Source organism: Novosphingobium sp. NDB2Meth1, assembly GCF_900117425.1.
Classification (GTDB): Bacteria; Pseudomonadota; Alphaproteobacteria; order Sphingomonadales; family Sphingomonadaceae; genus Novosphingobium.
Genome location: NZ_FPEH01000011.1, coordinates 260872 through 276901 on the forward strand (window position 1 = coordinate 260872; position 16030 = coordinate 276901).

Annotated in this window: 14 protein-coding genes; 6 read left to right on the plus strand and 8 right to left on the minus strand. The window is 66.4% G+C overall.

Going from position 1 to position 16030, the window contains the following annotated elements:
- Positions 1 to 27: 27 nt before the first annotated feature.
- Genes NDB2M1_RS01590 through NDB2M1_RS01600 form a run of 3 tightly spaced genes read right to left on the minus strand, consistent with a single transcriptional unit; the run spans position 28 to position 4386 of the window.
- On the minus strand, positions 28 to 1014 hold the full coding sequence (locus NDB2M1_RS01590) for a dipeptide epimerase (RefSeq protein ID WP_072378987.1): 987 nt from the start codon (positions 1012 to 1014) through the stop codon (positions 28 to 30).
- Positions 1005 to 2042 (minus strand): DUF1611 domain-containing protein, encoded by a 1038-nt coding sequence (locus tag NDB2M1_RS01595; protein ID WP_216233922.1) that lies wholly within the window; start codon positions 2040 to 2042, stop codon positions 1005 to 1007. The genes NDB2M1_RS01590 and NDB2M1_RS01595 overlap by 10 nt, the downstream gene beginning before the upstream one ends.
- Position 2043: 1 nt before the next feature.
- The gene (locus NDB2M1_RS01600) at positions 2044 to 4386 is read right to left on the minus strand and encodes a TonB-dependent receptor (RefSeq protein WP_072378989.1); all 2343 of its coding nucleotides are present in this window, start codon (positions 4384 to 4386) and stop codon (positions 2044 to 2046) included.
- 150 nt (positions 4387 to 4536) lie between these two features.
- On the opposite strand from NDB2M1_RS01600, the gene NDB2M1_RS01605 reads away from it, so the two are divergent.
- The 5 genes from NDB2M1_RS01605 (at position 4537) to NDB2M1_RS01625 (ending at position 8846) form a co-directional block, all read left to right on the plus strand.
- Positions 4537 to 5190, plus strand: a complete 654-nt coding sequence (locus tag NDB2M1_RS01605) for a TetR/AcrR family transcriptional regulator (RefSeq protein ID WP_171955296.1) — start codon at positions 4537 to 4539, stop codon at positions 5188 to 5190.
- Positions 5191 to 5365: 175 nt separating this feature from the next.
- A complete protein-coding gene (gene hppD, locus NDB2M1_RS01610) occupies positions 5366 to 6484 on the plus strand; it encodes a 4-hydroxyphenylpyruvate dioxygenase (protein ID WP_072378994.1) in 1119 nt (372 codons plus the stop codon).
- Positions 6481 to 7026 carry a VOC family protein gene (locus NDB2M1_RS01615; protein WP_072378996.1) on the plus strand — a complete coding sequence of 182 codons (546 nt, stop codon included), beginning with the start codon at positions 6481 to 6483 and terminating at the stop codon, positions 7024 to 7026. The genes hppD and NDB2M1_RS01615 overlap by 4 nt, the downstream gene beginning before the upstream one ends.
- Positions 7023 to 8318 (plus strand): fumarylacetoacetase, encoded by a 1296-nt coding sequence (gene fahA / locus NDB2M1_RS01620; protein ID WP_072378998.1) that lies wholly within the window; start codon positions 7023 to 7025, stop codon positions 8316 to 8318. The genes NDB2M1_RS01615 and fahA overlap by 4 nt, the downstream gene beginning before the upstream one ends.
- Before the next feature lie 12 nt (positions 8319 to 8330).
- Positions 8331 to 8846, plus strand: a complete 516-nt coding sequence (locus NDB2M1_RS01625; protein WP_083554591.1) for a nuclear transport factor 2 family protein — start codon at positions 8331 to 8333, stop codon at positions 8844 to 8846.
- 3 nt (positions 8847 to 8849) lie between these two features.
- Here the strand turns inward: NDB2M1_RS01625 and NDB2M1_RS01630 are convergent, their stop codons facing one another.
- The 3 genes from NDB2M1_RS01630 to NDB2M1_RS01640 all read right to left on the minus strand — a co-directional run bounded on the left by NDB2M1_RS01630 (position 8850) and on the right by NDB2M1_RS01640 (position 13766).
- Positions 8850 to 10277, minus strand: coding sequence for a pyridoxal phosphate-dependent decarboxylase family protein (locus NDB2M1_RS01630; protein ID WP_072379000.1), 1428 nt, complete (start codon positions 10275 to 10277; stop codon positions 8850 to 8852).
- A gap of 73 nt (positions 10278 to 10350) precedes the next feature.
- The gene (locus NDB2M1_RS01635; protein ID WP_072379002.1) at positions 10351 to 12582 is read right to left on the minus strand and encodes a TonB-dependent receptor; all 2232 of its coding nucleotides are present in this window, start codon (positions 12580 to 12582) and stop codon (positions 10351 to 10353) included.
- 50 nt (positions 12583 to 12632) lie between these two features.
- Positions 12633 to 13766 (minus strand): alpha/beta fold hydrolase, encoded by a 1134-nt coding sequence (locus tag NDB2M1_RS01640; RefSeq protein WP_072379004.1) that lies wholly within the window; start codon positions 13764 to 13766, stop codon positions 12633 to 12635.
- Between the two features lie 105 nt (positions 13767 to 13871).
- On the opposite strand from NDB2M1_RS01640, the gene NDB2M1_RS01645 reads away from it, so the two are divergent.
- Complete coding sequence (locus NDB2M1_RS01645) at positions 13872 to 14567, plus strand: GntR family transcriptional regulator (RefSeq protein ID WP_072379006.1); 696 nt, start codon at positions 13872 to 13874, stop codon at positions 14565 to 14567.
- A gap of 8 nt (positions 14568 to 14575) precedes the next feature.
- Here NDB2M1_RS01645 and NDB2M1_RS01650 read toward each other — a convergent pair whose 3' ends face one another.
- Both NDB2M1_RS01650 and NDB2M1_RS01655 read right to left on the minus strand, forming a co-directional pair.
- Complete coding sequence (locus NDB2M1_RS01650; RefSeq protein ID WP_072379008.1) at positions 14576 to 14995, minus strand: acyl-CoA thioesterase; 420 nt, start codon at positions 14993 to 14995, stop codon at positions 14576 to 14578.
- Positions 14995 to 15930 carry a 3,5-dioxohexanoate:acetyl-CoA acetone transferase gene (locus NDB2M1_RS01655; RefSeq protein ID WP_072379011.1) on the minus strand — a complete coding sequence of 312 codons (936 nt, stop codon included), beginning with the start codon at positions 15928 to 15930 and terminating at the stop codon, positions 14995 to 14997. The genes NDB2M1_RS01650 and NDB2M1_RS01655 overlap by 1 nt, the downstream gene beginning before the upstream one ends.
- Positions 15931 to 16030: the final 100 nt, after the last annotated feature.

Below are 16030 nucleotides of genomic sequence, written 5' to 3' on the forward strand. Positions count from 1 at the left end.
ACCCTCCCCTTGCGGAGAGGAAACCGGTCAGCCCCAGAGCTCTGGCTTGTGCGGCGCGGCAACCACGCCATTCAGGTAGGTGTAGCCCTCGGCCACATCCTCGGCCTGCAGCATCGGCCCGTCGAGGTCCACGAAAGCGCAGCGCTGCGCGAGCACCATCGCAGGGGCCATCGAGAGCGAGGACCCCAGCATGCAGCCCACCATCAGCCCCAGCCCGCGCGCCTGCGCTGCATCGGCAAGGCGCAGCGCGGAGGTGAGCCCGCCCGCCTTGTCGAGCTTGATATTGATCAGCTGGAACCGCCCGACGACCTTGTCGAGATCGGCGATCCCGTCGACCAATTCATCCGCGCAGAGCGGGATCGGCGAAGTCCAGCCATCGAGGCCCGCTTCCGCGCCGACCGGGATCGGCTGTTCGAGCAGCGCGACCCCCAGCGGCACCAGCGCGGGGGCAAAGGCTTTCAGCGCCTCGACGCTCCAGGCCTGATTGGCGTCGACAATCAGCCGCGCATCGGGCGCTCCGCGCCGCACCGCTTTGATCGCGCCGACCGGATCGTCGGCCGCCACTTTCACCTTGAGCAGCGGATAGCCCGCATACTGCCGGGCCGCCTCCTCATAGGCCGCCATATCGCGCATGCCGATGGTGTAGGCTGAATTGATCGAACCCGGCGTGAGGCCGTTGCGGACATAGGGATCGCCCTCGCCAGCCTTGGCCTCGAGATCCCACAGCGCCGCATCGAGCGCCATGCGCGCACCGCCGCCAGGGAGCAGATCGATCAGCGCATTTCGCGTGACGCCCGCCTCCACGATCGGCCGGACCTGCTCGATATCAGCCATCATCGTCGCGGGCGTCTCGCCCTTGTAGGGAATGCCGCAGGCCTCGCCGCGCCCCTTCACACCGTCCTCGCGGGTCAAGGTGACATGGATCGTCGGCTGCTCGGTCATCGAACCGCGCGCGATCGTCAGCACTTCCTTCACCGGCCAGTGGCGCGGTTCCATCGCAATCGTCAGGCCCATGCGAGCATCCGTTCCAGAATGGGTTCGACCCCGAAGCGCAGCGGATCGGTTGTCGGCAGGCCGGTCTCGCCCGCGATAACCGTGCACAGCGCGCGTGCTTCGGCTTCGGGGAGCGCGGAGGTGTTGAGGCTGACACCCACAAACATCGCAGCCGGATTGGTCAGACGCGCGATGTCGAGATAGCGGGGGATCGCCACATCCAGCGGCACGATCGGATAGTCCGGAAAGTCGCTGATGCAGGGGCGTCCCGGCTCGTGACAGAGCACCAGCGCATCGGGCTGGCTGCCATTGATCAGACCCACCGTCACCGCCGCATAGGCGGGGTGGAACAGCGAGCCCTGCCCCTCGATCACATCCCAGTGATCCGCCGCCGCGTCAGGCGAAAGACATTCCGCCGCGCCCGCGAGGAAATCGGACACCACCGCATCGAGCGCGACGCCGCCGCCGGCAATCATGATCCCGGTCTGCCCGGTCGCGCGAAAATCTGCGGAAACGCCGCGATCCCTGAGGCCGCGCGCAATCGCCAGCGCCGCATACTTCTTGCCGATGGCGCAATCGGTGCCCACCGTCAGCAATCGCTTGCCGCTGCGTTTGCGCCCGCTCGCCACTGGAAAGCTCAGGCCGCTATGCCGCACGTTGTGCAAGTTGCGCCCCAATTCCGCCGCTTTCGCCGCGATTTCAGGCACGGATTCGAGCCGCGTGTGCAGCCCGCTGACAAGATCAAGCCCCGCTTCCAGCGCCTCGATCATGCACGGCACCCAGTGCGCAGGCAGCTTGCCGCCGACCGGCGCAACCCCGATCAGCAGCGCCCTGGCACCCGCCGCCACAGCCTCAACCGGGCGCATGTCCGGGAGGCCGATATCGTAGGCATCCGCACCAAGCCGCCACTGCGCGGTGCAGGCCTCAGGTGCCCAGTGACAGACTCCCGCCCCGGTCTTCGCGGCGACAGCACTTTGCGCGTCGCCCACGAAGATCAGGTAGGGCCGTGGCAGCCGCACTTGCGGCACCTCCCCCATTGGCATGGTCATGTCAGAACCGGCCGGAAAGCCGCACTTGCACCGAGCGCGGCTGCACGATGGCGGCCTGACCGGTGGTCCCGTTGAACCCGAACGCGCTGCGATAACCGGTGATCCCGCGCGAGTTCGAGACGTTGCGCACGATCGCATCGAGCGTGATGCCGGAGACTTCGATTCCCGCGCGCAGGTCCCAGGTGCTATAGGCTGGCAGGTGCGGATTGTTGCTGAGCAGCGGCGCGGCAATGAAATCGCCATTGCGCCCGCCGACATAGGACCATGTCGCGCCCAGATTCGCCGTCACCGAGCCGGTCAGCGGAATGCGGTAGTCACCGGTCACCGTGCTGGTGAAGCGCGGCACGTAGGGCAGATTGTCGCCCGCAGAACCACCGATCCCCGGCACGTCCGAGCGCAGCGTGGCATCGACGGCATTGCCTGACCACGCAATCGTCAGGTTCTTTTCCGGCCGCAGCGCCAGCGCCCATTCGATGCCCTGGCTGCGCGCGCGGCCACCGTTGGTGGTGACGAACAGCGTCGGGCCGCTCTGCGGGGTTACAGCGCCAAGCACCTGCACATCGGTCCAGTCGATCCGATAGAGCGCCACGTCGAACGCCAGCGGGCCGATATCGCCCTTGGTGCCGACTTCGTAGTTGACGGTGTTGTCAGGCCGGAAGCTGCGCGGGATGCCATTCGTTCCCGCCCCCGGCACGGTCAGCGGACCACCCGGGCGATAGCCCGAAGCGATGCGGCTGTAGAGCGAGATGCGGTCGGTCACCGCGAACCGCGGCGCCACCGAGTAGGTGAACTTGTTTTCCTTCGATACGAACGGAACAGACCCCGCGATCGTCGGATCGGCCGCGCTCGGCGGACCGGTGAACACGCCCGGGAAGTTGGTCACCACGCCGTCCTGCCGGATATCGGTGTAGCGCCCGCCCAGCGACAGCTCGAAGCGCCCGAACTTGAACGTCACGTCGCCGAAGCCCGACCACTCGTTGTAATTGGCATCGGTGCGCTGTCCGCCAAGCCCAAGCCCGCCAATGCCCGGAATGAACGGCAGAACCGTCAGCTCCCGGCTGGCATCCGCTGCCGAACGCACCACGAAATCCTGACTGAACAGCACATCCTCATAGGAGTGGAAGACGCCGACCTGCCACGTCAGCCAACTCGGACCGACGCCCTTCTTCGAGGAAAGCCGCACTTCCTGGTTGAACTTCTGGTGATCGTTGTCCTGCACCAACGGAAGGGTGATCGGCTCGCCGAACAGCCCGCCGAACGCGGCGCCCAGCGTCACGAAGGGCGCCACCGGCCCGTTGCTGATGTCGAAGCCCTGCCGCCGGCTCACTTTCACCAGGCTCGTCGAGCTGGTCAGATCGGCAAAGCCCACGTCCCAGTCGATCACGCCGTTGATGAAGCGCGAGCGCGCGCGGTTGCCGCCCTGGAAGCCCTTGCGGTCGCTCGGCGTGCCGCCGACGAGGTCGAACGAGCGCGATGTCTCGCTGCCCGGAACCGGCGAACCGACGACTTCGACCACGCCTTCTGCGCCGTATTCCTCGCTCTGATAAGCCCCCGTCACGCGGATCGACAGACGATCGGTCGGCTTCGCCAGCAGCGACACGCGCCCGCCCCGGCGGTTGCCGCGGTTGACATCCTTGAGGCCGAGCAGCGGGTTGTCGATATAGCCAGGCAGATCGATGTAGTAGCCGGCCGCGCGGATCGCGAGCTTGTCGGTGATGAGCGGGATATTGACCACGGCACGACCGTTGAAGGCAGTCTCGCCCTGATTGACCGATTCAAAACCAACCTCGGCGGCGGCACCCGCCTTCACCAGATCAGGCTTCTTCGTCACGTACTTGACCAGACCACCCTGCGCCGTCGCGCCATAGAGCGTGCCCTGCGGCCCGCGCAGGACTTCCACGCGCTCGAGGTCATAAGTCTCGAAGTTGGGCGTGACAGTCGAGCCGTTGCTGAGCGCGCTGGTCGAGCTCAGCACGACGTCGTCCATCATCGTCGCAACGCTGGCGCCCGCACCGCCAGTGTTCTGGCCGCGCAGGATCAGGCGCACGTCGGTGCCGCCGCGATCGTCGAGCGAGAAGCCGGGAACGAGTGCGGCAAAGTCGCGGATGTCGGTCAGGCCGCGCTCGTTAAGCACGTCACCAGAGACCGCCGTAACCGCCGACGGAACCTCGACCAGCGACTGTTCGCGCCGGCTTGCTGTCACCACGATTTCGTTTGTCGCCAGCTCCTCGGTGGTGGTCGGCGCCTCGGCGTGGGCAGCCACGGCCCAGAGGCTCGTTCCCGAAAGCAGGGCCGAAAGTCCCACCAGTCGCATCGCCAGTCTCTTCGAACCTGCAATCTTCATGTCCCTGCCCCTTGAATTTACAAGTAACCTATATTGTAAATGGCAGATGTACCGGTCAACTCAAATTTCGTTATGCCTCCGCATTGGCTCTAAGTATGGCATATATGCATCAGGCTCCTGCCCGCACCCGGAGGAGGAAAGGCACGCATCGTGAACAGCCAGACCCTAGCATTTGCGCCCGATAGCGCACCGGCGCAGCGTTCAGTGCGCCGCACGCAGGGTGAGCGCAGCGCCGAGACTCGGCGCAAGATCCTCTCCTCCTCGGTCGAACTGCTCCACCAGGTCGGCTATGCTGGTGCGACTACCAGCCAGATCGCCAAGGCAGCCGGTGTCAGCCTCGGCGCGCTGCAGCACCAGTATCCGACAAAGGCGGGCCTCATGGCGGCGGTCGTGCGCCGCTTCGCCACCGAGCGCTTCCTCGCCTATCGCCGCGCGCTGCGGGGCGTGCCGGAGGGCCTCCCGCGCTTCCTCGCGCTGTCCAAGGCCTCGTGGTCGCTGATCGGCACCAAGGAACTCGTCGCAGCGATGGAAATCGAGCTTGCGATGCGCGACGATCCCGAACTTGCCGACGCGATCGGCGATACGCTCTCGCGCCACAGCGCTTTCGTCCGCCGCCTGCTCGCGCGCATTCTCGAGGGGGTCATCAGCCCTGATGACCCGCGTGTCGAGACCGTGCGCCTGCTCAACAACGCGATCATGTTCGGCCTCTCGCTGGAGACGATCCGCGCCGTCCCGCGCGCGCAGATCGAAAAGGCGGTGACGGCTTGGGAAGACGCGATGGTACGGCTGCTGACCACGCCCTGACTAACGGCGCGCGATAACTCCAGCCAGAGTTGCAAGGACGCACGAAAATCACCAATCACCAACGCTTCATGCGAAATTGATGCATGGATGCGCTATCGCGGCGCTGACTTTGCGCGGACAACGCATGCCCTTTGCGCTATCCTTCTCCCGCAACCGGAATCGTGGGAGAAATGCGTTGAACGCCGAGGCCAAGACAACCGACCTGTTCGACAATCCGCTCGGCCTCGATGGCTTCGAGTTCATCGAATTTTCCGCGCCCCAGCCTGGCCTGCTCGAACCCGTCTTCGCCGCGATGGGCTTCACCCATATCGCCAACCACCGCTCCAAGGCGGTGCAGCTTTGGCGGCAGGGCGGCATCAACCTCATCGCCAACTACGAGCCGAAGAGCCCCGCTGCCTACTTTGCAGCCGAGCATGGTCCCTCCGCCTGCGGCATGGGCTGGCGCGTGCGCAATGCGGCCGAGGCTTACCGCGTCGCCCTCGAACGCGGGGCCGAACCGGTCGAGGTGCGCACCGGCCCGATGGAGCTCAGCCTCCCCGCCATCCGCGGCATCGGCGGCGCGATCATCTACCTGATCGACCGTTACGAAGGCTCGCCGCTGGGTGACCTCTCGATCTACGACATCGATTTCGTCTACCTGCCGGAGGTGGACCGCCAGCCCAAGGGCGCGGGCTTCCACACCATCGATCACCTCACTCACAACGTCTACGGCGGCCGCATGGCGCATTGGGCCGCCTTCTACGAGCGCATCTTCAACTTCCGCGAGATCCGCTACTTCGACATCAAGGGCGAATACACCGGCCTCACCAGTCGCGCGATGACCGCCCCGGACGGCAAGATCCGCATCCCGCTTAACGAAGAGGCCAAGGCCGGCGGCGGCCAGATCGAGGAATTCCTGCGCGCCTACAATGGCGAGGGCATCCAGCACATCGCCTTCTCGTGCGACGATCTCCTTGGCGCCTGGGACCGCCTCAAGGCGCTCGGCACCCCCTTCATGACCGCGCCGCCCGCGACCTATTACGAGATGCTGGATGAACGCCTCCCCGGCCACGGCGAGCCGGTGGAGGAGCTGCAGAAGCGCGGCATCCTGCTCGACGGCTCGACCGAGAAGGGCGATCCGCGCCTTCTGCTCCAGATCTTCTCCGAAACGCAGATCGGCCCGGTGTTCTTCGAATTCATCCAGCGCAAGAAGGACGAAGGCTTCGGCGAGGGCAATTTCACCGCATTGTTCCAGTCGATGGAGCGCGACCAGCTGCGCCGCGGCGTGCTGCAGGTGGAAGGAGCCGCCGCATGATCCCGCAGATCCAGCGCATCCACCACGTCGCCTACCGGTGCCGCGACGCCAAGGAGACCGTGGCGTGGTACGAGCGCGTGATGGGCATGCGCTACACCACCGCCTTCGCCGAGGACACGGTACCCTCGACCGGCGAGCACGATCCCTATATGCATGTCTTCCTCGATTGCGGCGGCGGCAATGTGCTGGCGTTCTTCGAGCTGCCCAACCAGCCGGAAATGGGCAAGGATCCCAACACCCCGGCATGGGTTCAGCACCTCGCCTTCGAAGTGGTCGATGAAGCCGCGCTCCATGCGGCGAAGGCGCATCTGGAGGCCGAGGGCATCGACGTGCTCGGGCCAACCTACCACGGCATTTTCCGCTCGATCTACTTCTTCGATCCCAACGGCCACCGGCTCGAACTCGCGTGCAATATCGGCACCCCTGCGCAGTACGCGGAACTGGAGACACTCGCGCCGGTGATGCTCGAGGAATGGAGCCGCACCAAGCGCGCGCCGCGCCACGCCGAATGGCTGCACAAGGAACCGGGTGCGAGCGAATGATCGATCACACCCACGACCCGGCGGCGCAAAGCTGGGTCGAGTCTGCGCAGGACCACGCGGCGTTTCCGGTGCAGAACCTGCCGCTGGGGGTGTTTACTCCGGCGGGTAGCACTGATCCCCGCATCGGCACAGCCATCGGCGACGAAGTGCTGGACCTGCGCGGGATTGCTTCGCTCCTGCCTGCCGAACTCGGCGCGGCACTTGGCGAGCCGCGCCTCAATGCGCTGTTCGCGCTGCCCTTCGCGGCCCGCCTCGCGCTGCGCTACGCTCTTTTCGCGCTGCTCACCAATGCGGCCCACGCCGAAGAGATCAGGCCGCACCTGCACCATGCAGACGCCTGCACGCTCCTCCTGCCCTTCGCAATCGGCGACTACACAGATTTCTACGTCGGCATCCACCACGCCCGCGCGGTGGGCGCGCTGTTTCGGCCGGACAATCCGCTGCTGCCGAACTACCATCATGTGCCGATCGGCTACCACGGCCGGGCCAGCTCGGTGCAGGCCTCCGGCGCCTCTGTGACTCGCCCCATCGGCCAGACCCTCCCGCCGGGCGAGACCGCCCCCGTCTTCGGTCCCACCCGCCGCCTCGACTACGAACTCGAACTCGGCCTGTGGATTGCCGGCGCCAATCCGCTCGGCACGCCGGTGCCGATCAGCGAGGCGTGGGAGCGCATCGGCGGCCTGTGCCTCCTCAACGACTGGTCCGCGCGCGATGTGCAGGCGTGGGAGTACCAGCCGCTCGGCCCCTTTCTCGCCAAGAACTTCGCCACGACCGTGTCACCCTGGGTGGTGACCCGCGAGGCCTTGGCACCCTTCCGCTGCCCCCCTTCCCCCCGCGCCGAAGGCGAACCGCAGCCGCTGCCCTACTTGCGCGATCCTGCCGACGCCGCGGACGGCATGATCGCCATCGAGCTCGAAGTCCTGCTCGAAACCGCCGCAATGCGCGAGGCTGGTACTGCGCCGCATGTCCTGTCACGCAGCACCGCAGGCGCGGCGATGCACTGGACTCCGGCGCAGCTTGTCACCCACCACACCAGCAATGGCTGCAATCTGGCACCGGGCGATCTGCTTGGCACCGGCACGCTTTCCGGCCCCGACCCCGCAGGTGCCGGGAGCCTGCTCGAACTGACCAAGGGCGGGCGCGAGCCGATAACCCTGCCCGGCGGCGAGACACGCACCTTCCTTGAAGACGGCGACCGCCTGACCCTGCGCGGCACCGCGCGGCGCGAGGGCTACCGCACCATCGGCTTCAGCGCCTGTACCGGCACAATCCTTCCTGCACTGCTCGCCTGAGGAGTGACCTTGATGATGCCTGCCCGCCTGTTCCGCTCGCTTCCGGCAGCCACCTTGCTCGTGCTCACGCCTGCGGCTGCCCTCGCTGCAGACCCCGTGTCGCCGCCCCCTGCTGCAGCGCCTGCGGGCAGCCAGGCAGCCATGCTTACCAGTCCGGATCCGCAGCTGGCCTCCAACAAGAAGCTGGTGTTCGATTTCTGGCGCGTGGTGATCGAGGCACAGAACCTTGACCGCGCGGGCGATTTCCTTGCCGAGGATTACCTCCAGCACAATCCCAACGTCCCCACCGGCCGCGCCGGGTTTGTGCGTTTCTTCACGCCCTATGCCCACGCTTCGGCACCGGTTGCCGAAATCCGCGGCGGTCTCATTTCCATCACCGCCGAACGCGACATCGTGGTGCTCGCATTCGCGCGGCAGATGCCGGGCAAGACGCCGCAGGACAAACCCTTTACCACCACCGCGTTTGACATGTTTCGTGTGAAGGATGGCCGGATCGTCGAGCACTGGGACGGCGACGTCCCGCGCTGAGGTTCAAGCCAATGCGGCGCTGCGTTCGGCTTCGAGCTGCATAGCTGCCCATGCCCGGGCGACGTCTTCCGGCCCGGTCCGCTCAGACCCGATCGACACGCGTACGAACCAGCGCCCGTCGATCTGCGAAGGCGACAGCCACGCCTTGCCCGAAGCATTGACTGACGCGGCCCAGCGCCGGGTATGCGCGTCAAGCGCCGCGCCGGTAAGGCCCGCAGGCTCGTGCACCAAGCAGACTGTCTGCAACCGAAGCGGCCGCACCAGCCGCCAGCCGGGCGCTTCTGCAACCTTGGCCGCCAAGTCCTCAGCCAGCGCCAGATCCTTGCGCAGCTTGGCCCGCAGCCCTTCCGCGCCGAGATCGGCAAGCACGAACCACAGCTTGAGCGCGCGGAAACGGCGGCCCAGCGGCAAGCCCCAATCGCGGTAGTTGCGCACTTCGCTGTCGCGCGCGGACTGGAGATAGGCGGGATTGGTCGACATCACCCGCTCCAGCGCTTCGGGCTCGCGCACGAAATAGAGGCTGCAATCGAAGGGCACGCCGAGCCATTTGTGCGCGTTGATCACAATGGAATCAGCAAGCTCGATCCCCGCAAACCGCGCGCGCAATTCGGGCAGGATCAGCGCCGCACCCGCCATTGCCGCATCGATATGGAACCAGATACAGTGCTGCGCGGCGAGGCTCGCAATTTCCTCCAACGGATCGAACGCAAGTGTACCGGTCGATCCACTGGACGCCACAATCGCGCAAGGCACGCAGCCGGCCGCAATGTCCGCCTCGATCTGTGCGGCAAGCGCATCGGGCGCCATGGCATCGTCAGCGCCGCCGGGTATCTTCCGCAGGTTGTCGCGCCCGAACCCCGCCAATAGCGCCGCCTTCTCGACCGAGCTGTGGCTGCTCTCGCCATAGTAGACCACCAACGGTCGCTCCAGCGCCCGCAGCCCGCCGCCGAACTGCGCATAGCCTGAGGCCCGCTCGCGCGCCGCGAGCAAGGCGACCAGCGTCGCGGTCGAGGCGCTGTCCTGGATCACACCCTGGCAGGCGTCGGGCAGATCGAACAGCTGGCGGCACCAGCCGATGACGACTTCCTCCACCTCGGTCAGCGCGGGCGAGGATTCCCAGGAAAGCCCCACGCTGCCGAGCACCGCCGAAACGAGTTCGCCCAGCACACCGGCTTCCTGCCCCCCGGTTGGAAACCACCCGAAATAGCGCGGGTGCTGCCAGTGGACCATGTTGGGCAGCACCACGGTATCGAGTGCGGCGAGCGCCACCTCAAGCCCGCCCCCCGCCTCGGGAGCAACAGGTGGCAGCATCGCACGCACTCGTCCGGGCACAAAGTCGCCGCCGACCGGGCGCACGGCCAGATCGCGGCGGTAGTCTGCCGCCCAATCGACCAGCCGGTGCCCCAACGCCCGGAATTCCTCGTTAGTCATCGCTTCCTCGCAGCCCCACGGTCCCTGCCCGACTTTGCAGAGCAGAGCCGGGCAGGGTCAAGCCGGGGCCGGTTCAGAAGTTCGCCCGCGCGGTCAGGCCGATCGTGCGCGGTTGCAGGCGGAACGCGACCTTTTCCTGCAGCAGCACGGGGCCGGCGAACGTGGCGTCGCCCGCACTGGTCTTGCCTGCGGAATCGGTCAGGTTGTTGATGAAGGCCACCAGCTCGAATCGTCCGAAGTCCGCACCGATGCGCAAGTCCGCCGCGCCGTAGTCGCCGAAGCGCGCGCCGGCCCGGTTGAACGCGGTATAGGCCGGGCCGACATACCGCGCGGCAAGGCGCGCATAGACCTGCGCCTTGCCCAGATCGAAGCGGTACTCGGCAAAGCCGTTCGCCTGCGATTCCGGCGAAGCGGCGAGCTTGTCACCCGGCACCACCGTCACGACGCCCGCCGCCGTCCCCAGCCCTTCGGTGCGCTGCGCGATCTCGTTGCTGGCGAAGTTGAAGGCCGCGCCCAGCGTGAAGTGATCCGTCAACCGCGCGGTGCCTTCGAACTCCACGCCATAGAGATGCGCGCGGCCCGCGTTGCCGGTGTACTGGCCAATGTTGTTGACGAGCGAGACCTGGATGTCCTTCCAGTCGATGTAGTAACCGGCCAGAGCGAAATCGAGGCGCCCGTCGAACAGGCGGCCCTTCACGCCGACTTCGTAGTTCCACAGGCTGTCCGAGTTGTAGGTCTCCGGCGTGCGACGTCCGCCAACGCCGGACGTTACGTTGATGCCGCCCACACGGTAGCCGCGCGCCGCCGCCGCATAGAGGCTGAGATCCTGTGTGGGGCGCCAGGTGATCGAGAAGTGCGGCGTCACCGGCGTGTTGCGCTGATTGAAGGTCTTGTTCACATAGGCGGCAGGATCGAGCGAGAACACCGGCAGGAAGCCGCCAGTGCGCACGTCGTTGCGCAGCGTCACGCGCGAGACGCGCACGCCCGCCGAAAGGTCGATCTTGTCGCCCAGCGTGTAGGTCGCCTCGCCGAAGCCTGCGTATTCGATCTGGCGGCCCTTGATGTTGAGATCGACCACATTGTCGCCGCCAAGGATCGGAACAAGGTCGGGCGAACGCGCAAACTGTCCGGCCGTGATGTCGGCATCGAGATAGAACCCGCCGACCGTCCACTTGAAAGGTCCGGTTCCGCTCGAGGCGATGCGCAGTTCCTGCGTGAAGATCTTGCCGTTGTTGGGCGAGACATCGCTGCTGTAGCCTTCCTGCACGTTCTGGAAGCCGGAAAGAATGCCGGTCACCAGCGGGAAGTAGTACCCGTTCTGGCTGATGTAGCGCAGCTTGCGGTCGTGGTAGGTGCTCTGCGAGGTGACCGTGAAGCTGCCCGCATCGTACTTGAGATTGAGACCAACGATCGAGTTGCGGCCCCTGAACGCGGTGTCGACACGGCCGATGGTCACCTGATTGTGGTCCGGACCGTCATAGTTGCTGCCACCGTTCGATTTGTCGAAGATCGACTGGTAGAGCCAGCTCAGATCGGCCTGAAAAGTCTCGGTCGCCTGCCAATGGAGCGTCGCGCGGCCGCCGTAGGTCTCGGATCCGTTCTCGTCCTTGCGGCCCGTACGCTGGTTGTCGACCCAGCCCGCATCGCCGAAAGCATAGCCCGAAGCGCGCAGCGCGAGCTTGCCCGGGATCAGCGGGATGTTGACCGTCGCCTGCCCGCTGCCGTTTGTCCCGCCATCCTTGGTGAAGGAGACAGAGCCCTCGATCCGGCCCGAAACGGTATCGACGTCGGGCTTGCGCGTCACATAGCGGATCGCACCCGCCAGCGAGCCCGAGCCGAACAGCGTGCCCTGCGGCCCGCGCAGCACCTCGACGCGCTCGACATCGATCAGGCGCAGGTTGGTGGTGCCGGCGTTGGCCGTCGGGTCGAGCGGAATGTCGTCATAAAGCTGCTGCACGGTATTCTGGCGAATGCCGCTGACCGTGCCGGTGGTGACGCCGCGGATCGTGATGTTCGCAAGGCTGCGCGCACCCGCGGAAGGGTTGTTGACGCCCGCCGTATTGGCCAAAATGTCGCGCAGTTCAGTCGCGCCCCGGCGGCGCAGGTCGACATCGGTTACCGCCACGATGCTCGCGGGCACGTCGATCAGCCGCTGCTCGCGCTTGGAGGCGGTGACGATGATCTCATTGCCGACGAGTTCCTTCGTCTCGGTGCTGTCGGACGCGGCGGCATCGGCGGCAAGGGCCGGCTGGGCAGTGGCGGCGAGCAGCGCGAGCGCGGTGCCGCAAAGGTACCTCATGTGCATGGTGGAACTCCCCATTCTGATATGTCTGCGTGGAAACATCGCGCGCCCCCTCATTCGCGCGCCGTGGCGACCGACCGGACCTTGCCGACCAGCTCGACGAGAAAGCGCCCCGGCTCCTCGAGCATCACGAAATGCGAGGCGTTCTCGAAGGTGACGAACGTCTTGCCCGGCGCGCTCAGCTTTCCGAAATAGCGCTGCGCGGAGACGTAGGGCGTCATCAGGTCGTGCCGCCCCATGAAGAAGAACACCGGCACCTTGAAGGCGAGCCCGCGCCGCGCAAGCTGCGGCCCCTCCTTCAGTTCCTTGCCCAGCGACATGCCGAACCAGCTGTTGCCGATCGGCCATCCGGCGAGGTCCTTGGCGTCGTATTCAGGCGAGAGTACCGGGAGCTGATAGAGCAGTTCCAGATCGCTCCAGCCGTACCAGCCGCCGCCGACGGCCTTGACCCATTTGCGCACCGCAACGATCTTGGTGATGTCGACGCTGCCATCCGGGTTGGGATAAGGCGCAAGCGCCTCCAGCCCCTTGATCGCCGCTTCGTTGTGCTGCGCGCGCGCCTCGGCAAGCCCGCCATTGTAGACATCGCGCTCGGCATCATCGAACACCTGCCCGACGCCGACATAGGCCGAGATCAGCTCGGGATGCTTGAGCGCGAGCGCAGTGCCGATCCAGGTGCCATAGGAAAAACCCATCACCACAACGCGCCGCTGGCCCAGCTTGCCGCGCAGCGCGCCGATCACCTCGGCCGCATCGTCGACCAGGCGGTCGAGCGACATCGTCGGCGCCAGCTTCTCGCCGTCGGTCAATTGCCAGTTCTTGCCCGCACCGCGCTGCTCCCAGTTGACCACGGTGAAGTAGTCTTCCCAGCCGTTCTGGTAGGCCCACGCGAGCGGCAGCGTGGGCGTGCCCGGCCCGCCGTGGAGCACGAGCAGCACCGGGTTCGCCTTGTCGCGTCCGCGGATCGAGATCCACTGCTTCACCCCGCCGATCTCGACCTGCTCAAGCGTATCGATCCCGTTCGGGGTGTGGATCGAGCGCAACTTGCCGATGATCCCGGTGAACGCCCCGCGCTGGCTGAGCTGCGCATTGCTCGGCGGGCCTTCCTCGGCGAGCGCCGGTGCGGCCCATGCGGCGAGCAGCGCCAGCAACGCCGCGCGCAGGATCTGCAGGATAGGCTGGGCCATGAACGACTTGCTCCCCTGTCGCGGCCGGTCTTGCGCCGGGCGCCCAAATCTGGTGCTTGTAGCGCGCCGCTCCGCCGCGTGGGGCGTGGGGGAAGGACGGGCGCGATGAGTGAAGGACCCGAGCACGACGCCGTCGGAGGGCGCACGGCCCGTGCCACGCAGCGCGACAAGGTCTACCTTGATCTCAAGCGGATGCTCATGCTCGGAAGCTTTCCCGCCGGTGCCTCGCTCCCCGTGCGCAAGCTCTGCGAGGAGCTCGGCGTCGGCACCATGCCGGTGCGCGATGCGGTGCAGCGCCTCGCCGCCGAAGGCGCGCTCGATGCGCTGCCCAACGGCCGGCTGCGCGTGCCCTTGCTCGAAACGGCCGAGATCGAGGAACTCTTCGCACTGCGCCTGCTGATCGAACCGCATGCCGCGGCCCGCGCCGCCGAAGCGGCGACCGGCGAAACGTTCGCCAATCTGGAAGCCGCGCTCGCCGCACTGGAGTCCTTCGATCTCCCTGCCGCGGTCGATAGCGCGCAGCTCTCTGCAAACCTCGCCTTCCACTTCGCGATCTACCGGATGACCGGATCGCCGCAGCTGGTCCAGATCATCGAGAACCTGTGGCTGCGCTTCGGCCCGCTGCTGACCGGCTTCATGACCACCGGCGACTGCGCGCAGGCCTACCGCGCCGAGCAGACGGTGCTCCACCGCCGTCTCGTCGAGGCCGTGCGCATGCGCGATCCGGACTTCGCCCGAAGTGCGATGAAGGCGATCATCGAGCGCAGCAGCCGTGCCGCCCGCGAGATCGGCGCGCGCTGACCCGGCGCTCATGCTGTGGGCTCCACAACCGGAAGCAGCGCCGCCGCGCGCTCGCGCAGCGCCGGGCTGAGCGGTGCAGACCGGCGCGCAGCCTTGTCGAAACGCACCGAGACCGCCAACATCCGCGCATGGACCACCGCGCCATCGGTGGAGCGCATTTCGTGCACCGCGCGCAGCGACGACGTGCCCATGGCCTCGATCATGCTGTCGATCACCACCAGCGCGCCCGCCGGCACTTCGGCGCGGTAGTCGATCTCGTGCCGCACATCCGCCCACGACAGCGCCGGATCATCGCCGATGCCGCGCGTGAGCAGGTCCATCAGGTGATAGGACGCGACATCGAACATCAGCATGTACTGCGATGTCGTCAGATGCCCCTGCTGGTCGCAGAGCCAGGGGAAGGCCACGCCGCGATAGGTCTCGGCCATCAGAACGCCACCTTGTCGCCGCCCTTGAGGCTCAGCATCTCGCGCGCCTCGGCAGGCGTGGCGATCTCCAGCCCGAGGCTTTCGAGAATGCCGCGGATCTTGCGCACCTGCTGCGCATTGCTCTGAGCCAGCTGGCCGCGCTCGATATAGAGGCTGTCTTCCAGCCCGACCCGCACGTTGCCGCCAAGCAGCGCGCCCATCGCAAGGAAGCGCATCTGGTCGCGCCCGATGGCGAAGCACGAGAGGTAGTAATCATCACCGAACAGCCGGTCGGCGGTTTCCTTCATGTGGAGCAGATGGCTGAACTGCGGCCCGATCCCGCCGAGCACACCAAGGATGCACTGGATCAGCATCGGCCCGCGGATGAGCCCGCGATCCCGGAAATGCGCGAGGTTGTAGAGGTGGCCGACGTCGTAGCACTCGTACTCGAACATCGTGCCGCGTTCGTGATGCAGCTCGGTGATGATCTGCTCGATCTGTGCGAAGGTATTGCTCTGGAAGCCGCTGCGGGTGCTTTCGAGAAAGGGCTTCTCCCAGTCGTACTTCCAGTCGGTATAGCGCTCGGCGAGGCCGTGCGCGCCGAAGTTCATCGTGCCCATGTTGAGCGAAGTGAGCTCCGGGCTGGCGCGGCGCGGGGCGGCAAGCCGGTCGTCGATGGTCATGCCCGGGCCGCCGCCGGTGGTGATGTTGATCACCGCGTCAGTCATCTGCCGGATGCGTGGCAGGAACTGCATGAACACATCGGCATCGGCAGTGGGCCGCCCGTCTTCAGGATTGCGCGCGTGGAGATGGAGGATCGCTGCCCCCGCCTCCGCCGCTTCGACTGATTGCTCCACGATCTGGTCCGGCGTGATCGGCAGGTGGGGTGACATCGTCGGCGTGTGGATCGAGCCGGTCACCGCACAGGTGATCACCACTTTGCCCGCCTTGCGCATGCCCCGCTTCTCCCCTTGCCGTGGCGCTGCCTGCCGTGTCCCCGGATTTTCATCTCTACCGGCGTCATCCTACACGCCGGAAGATTGTCTCTGGCAATAT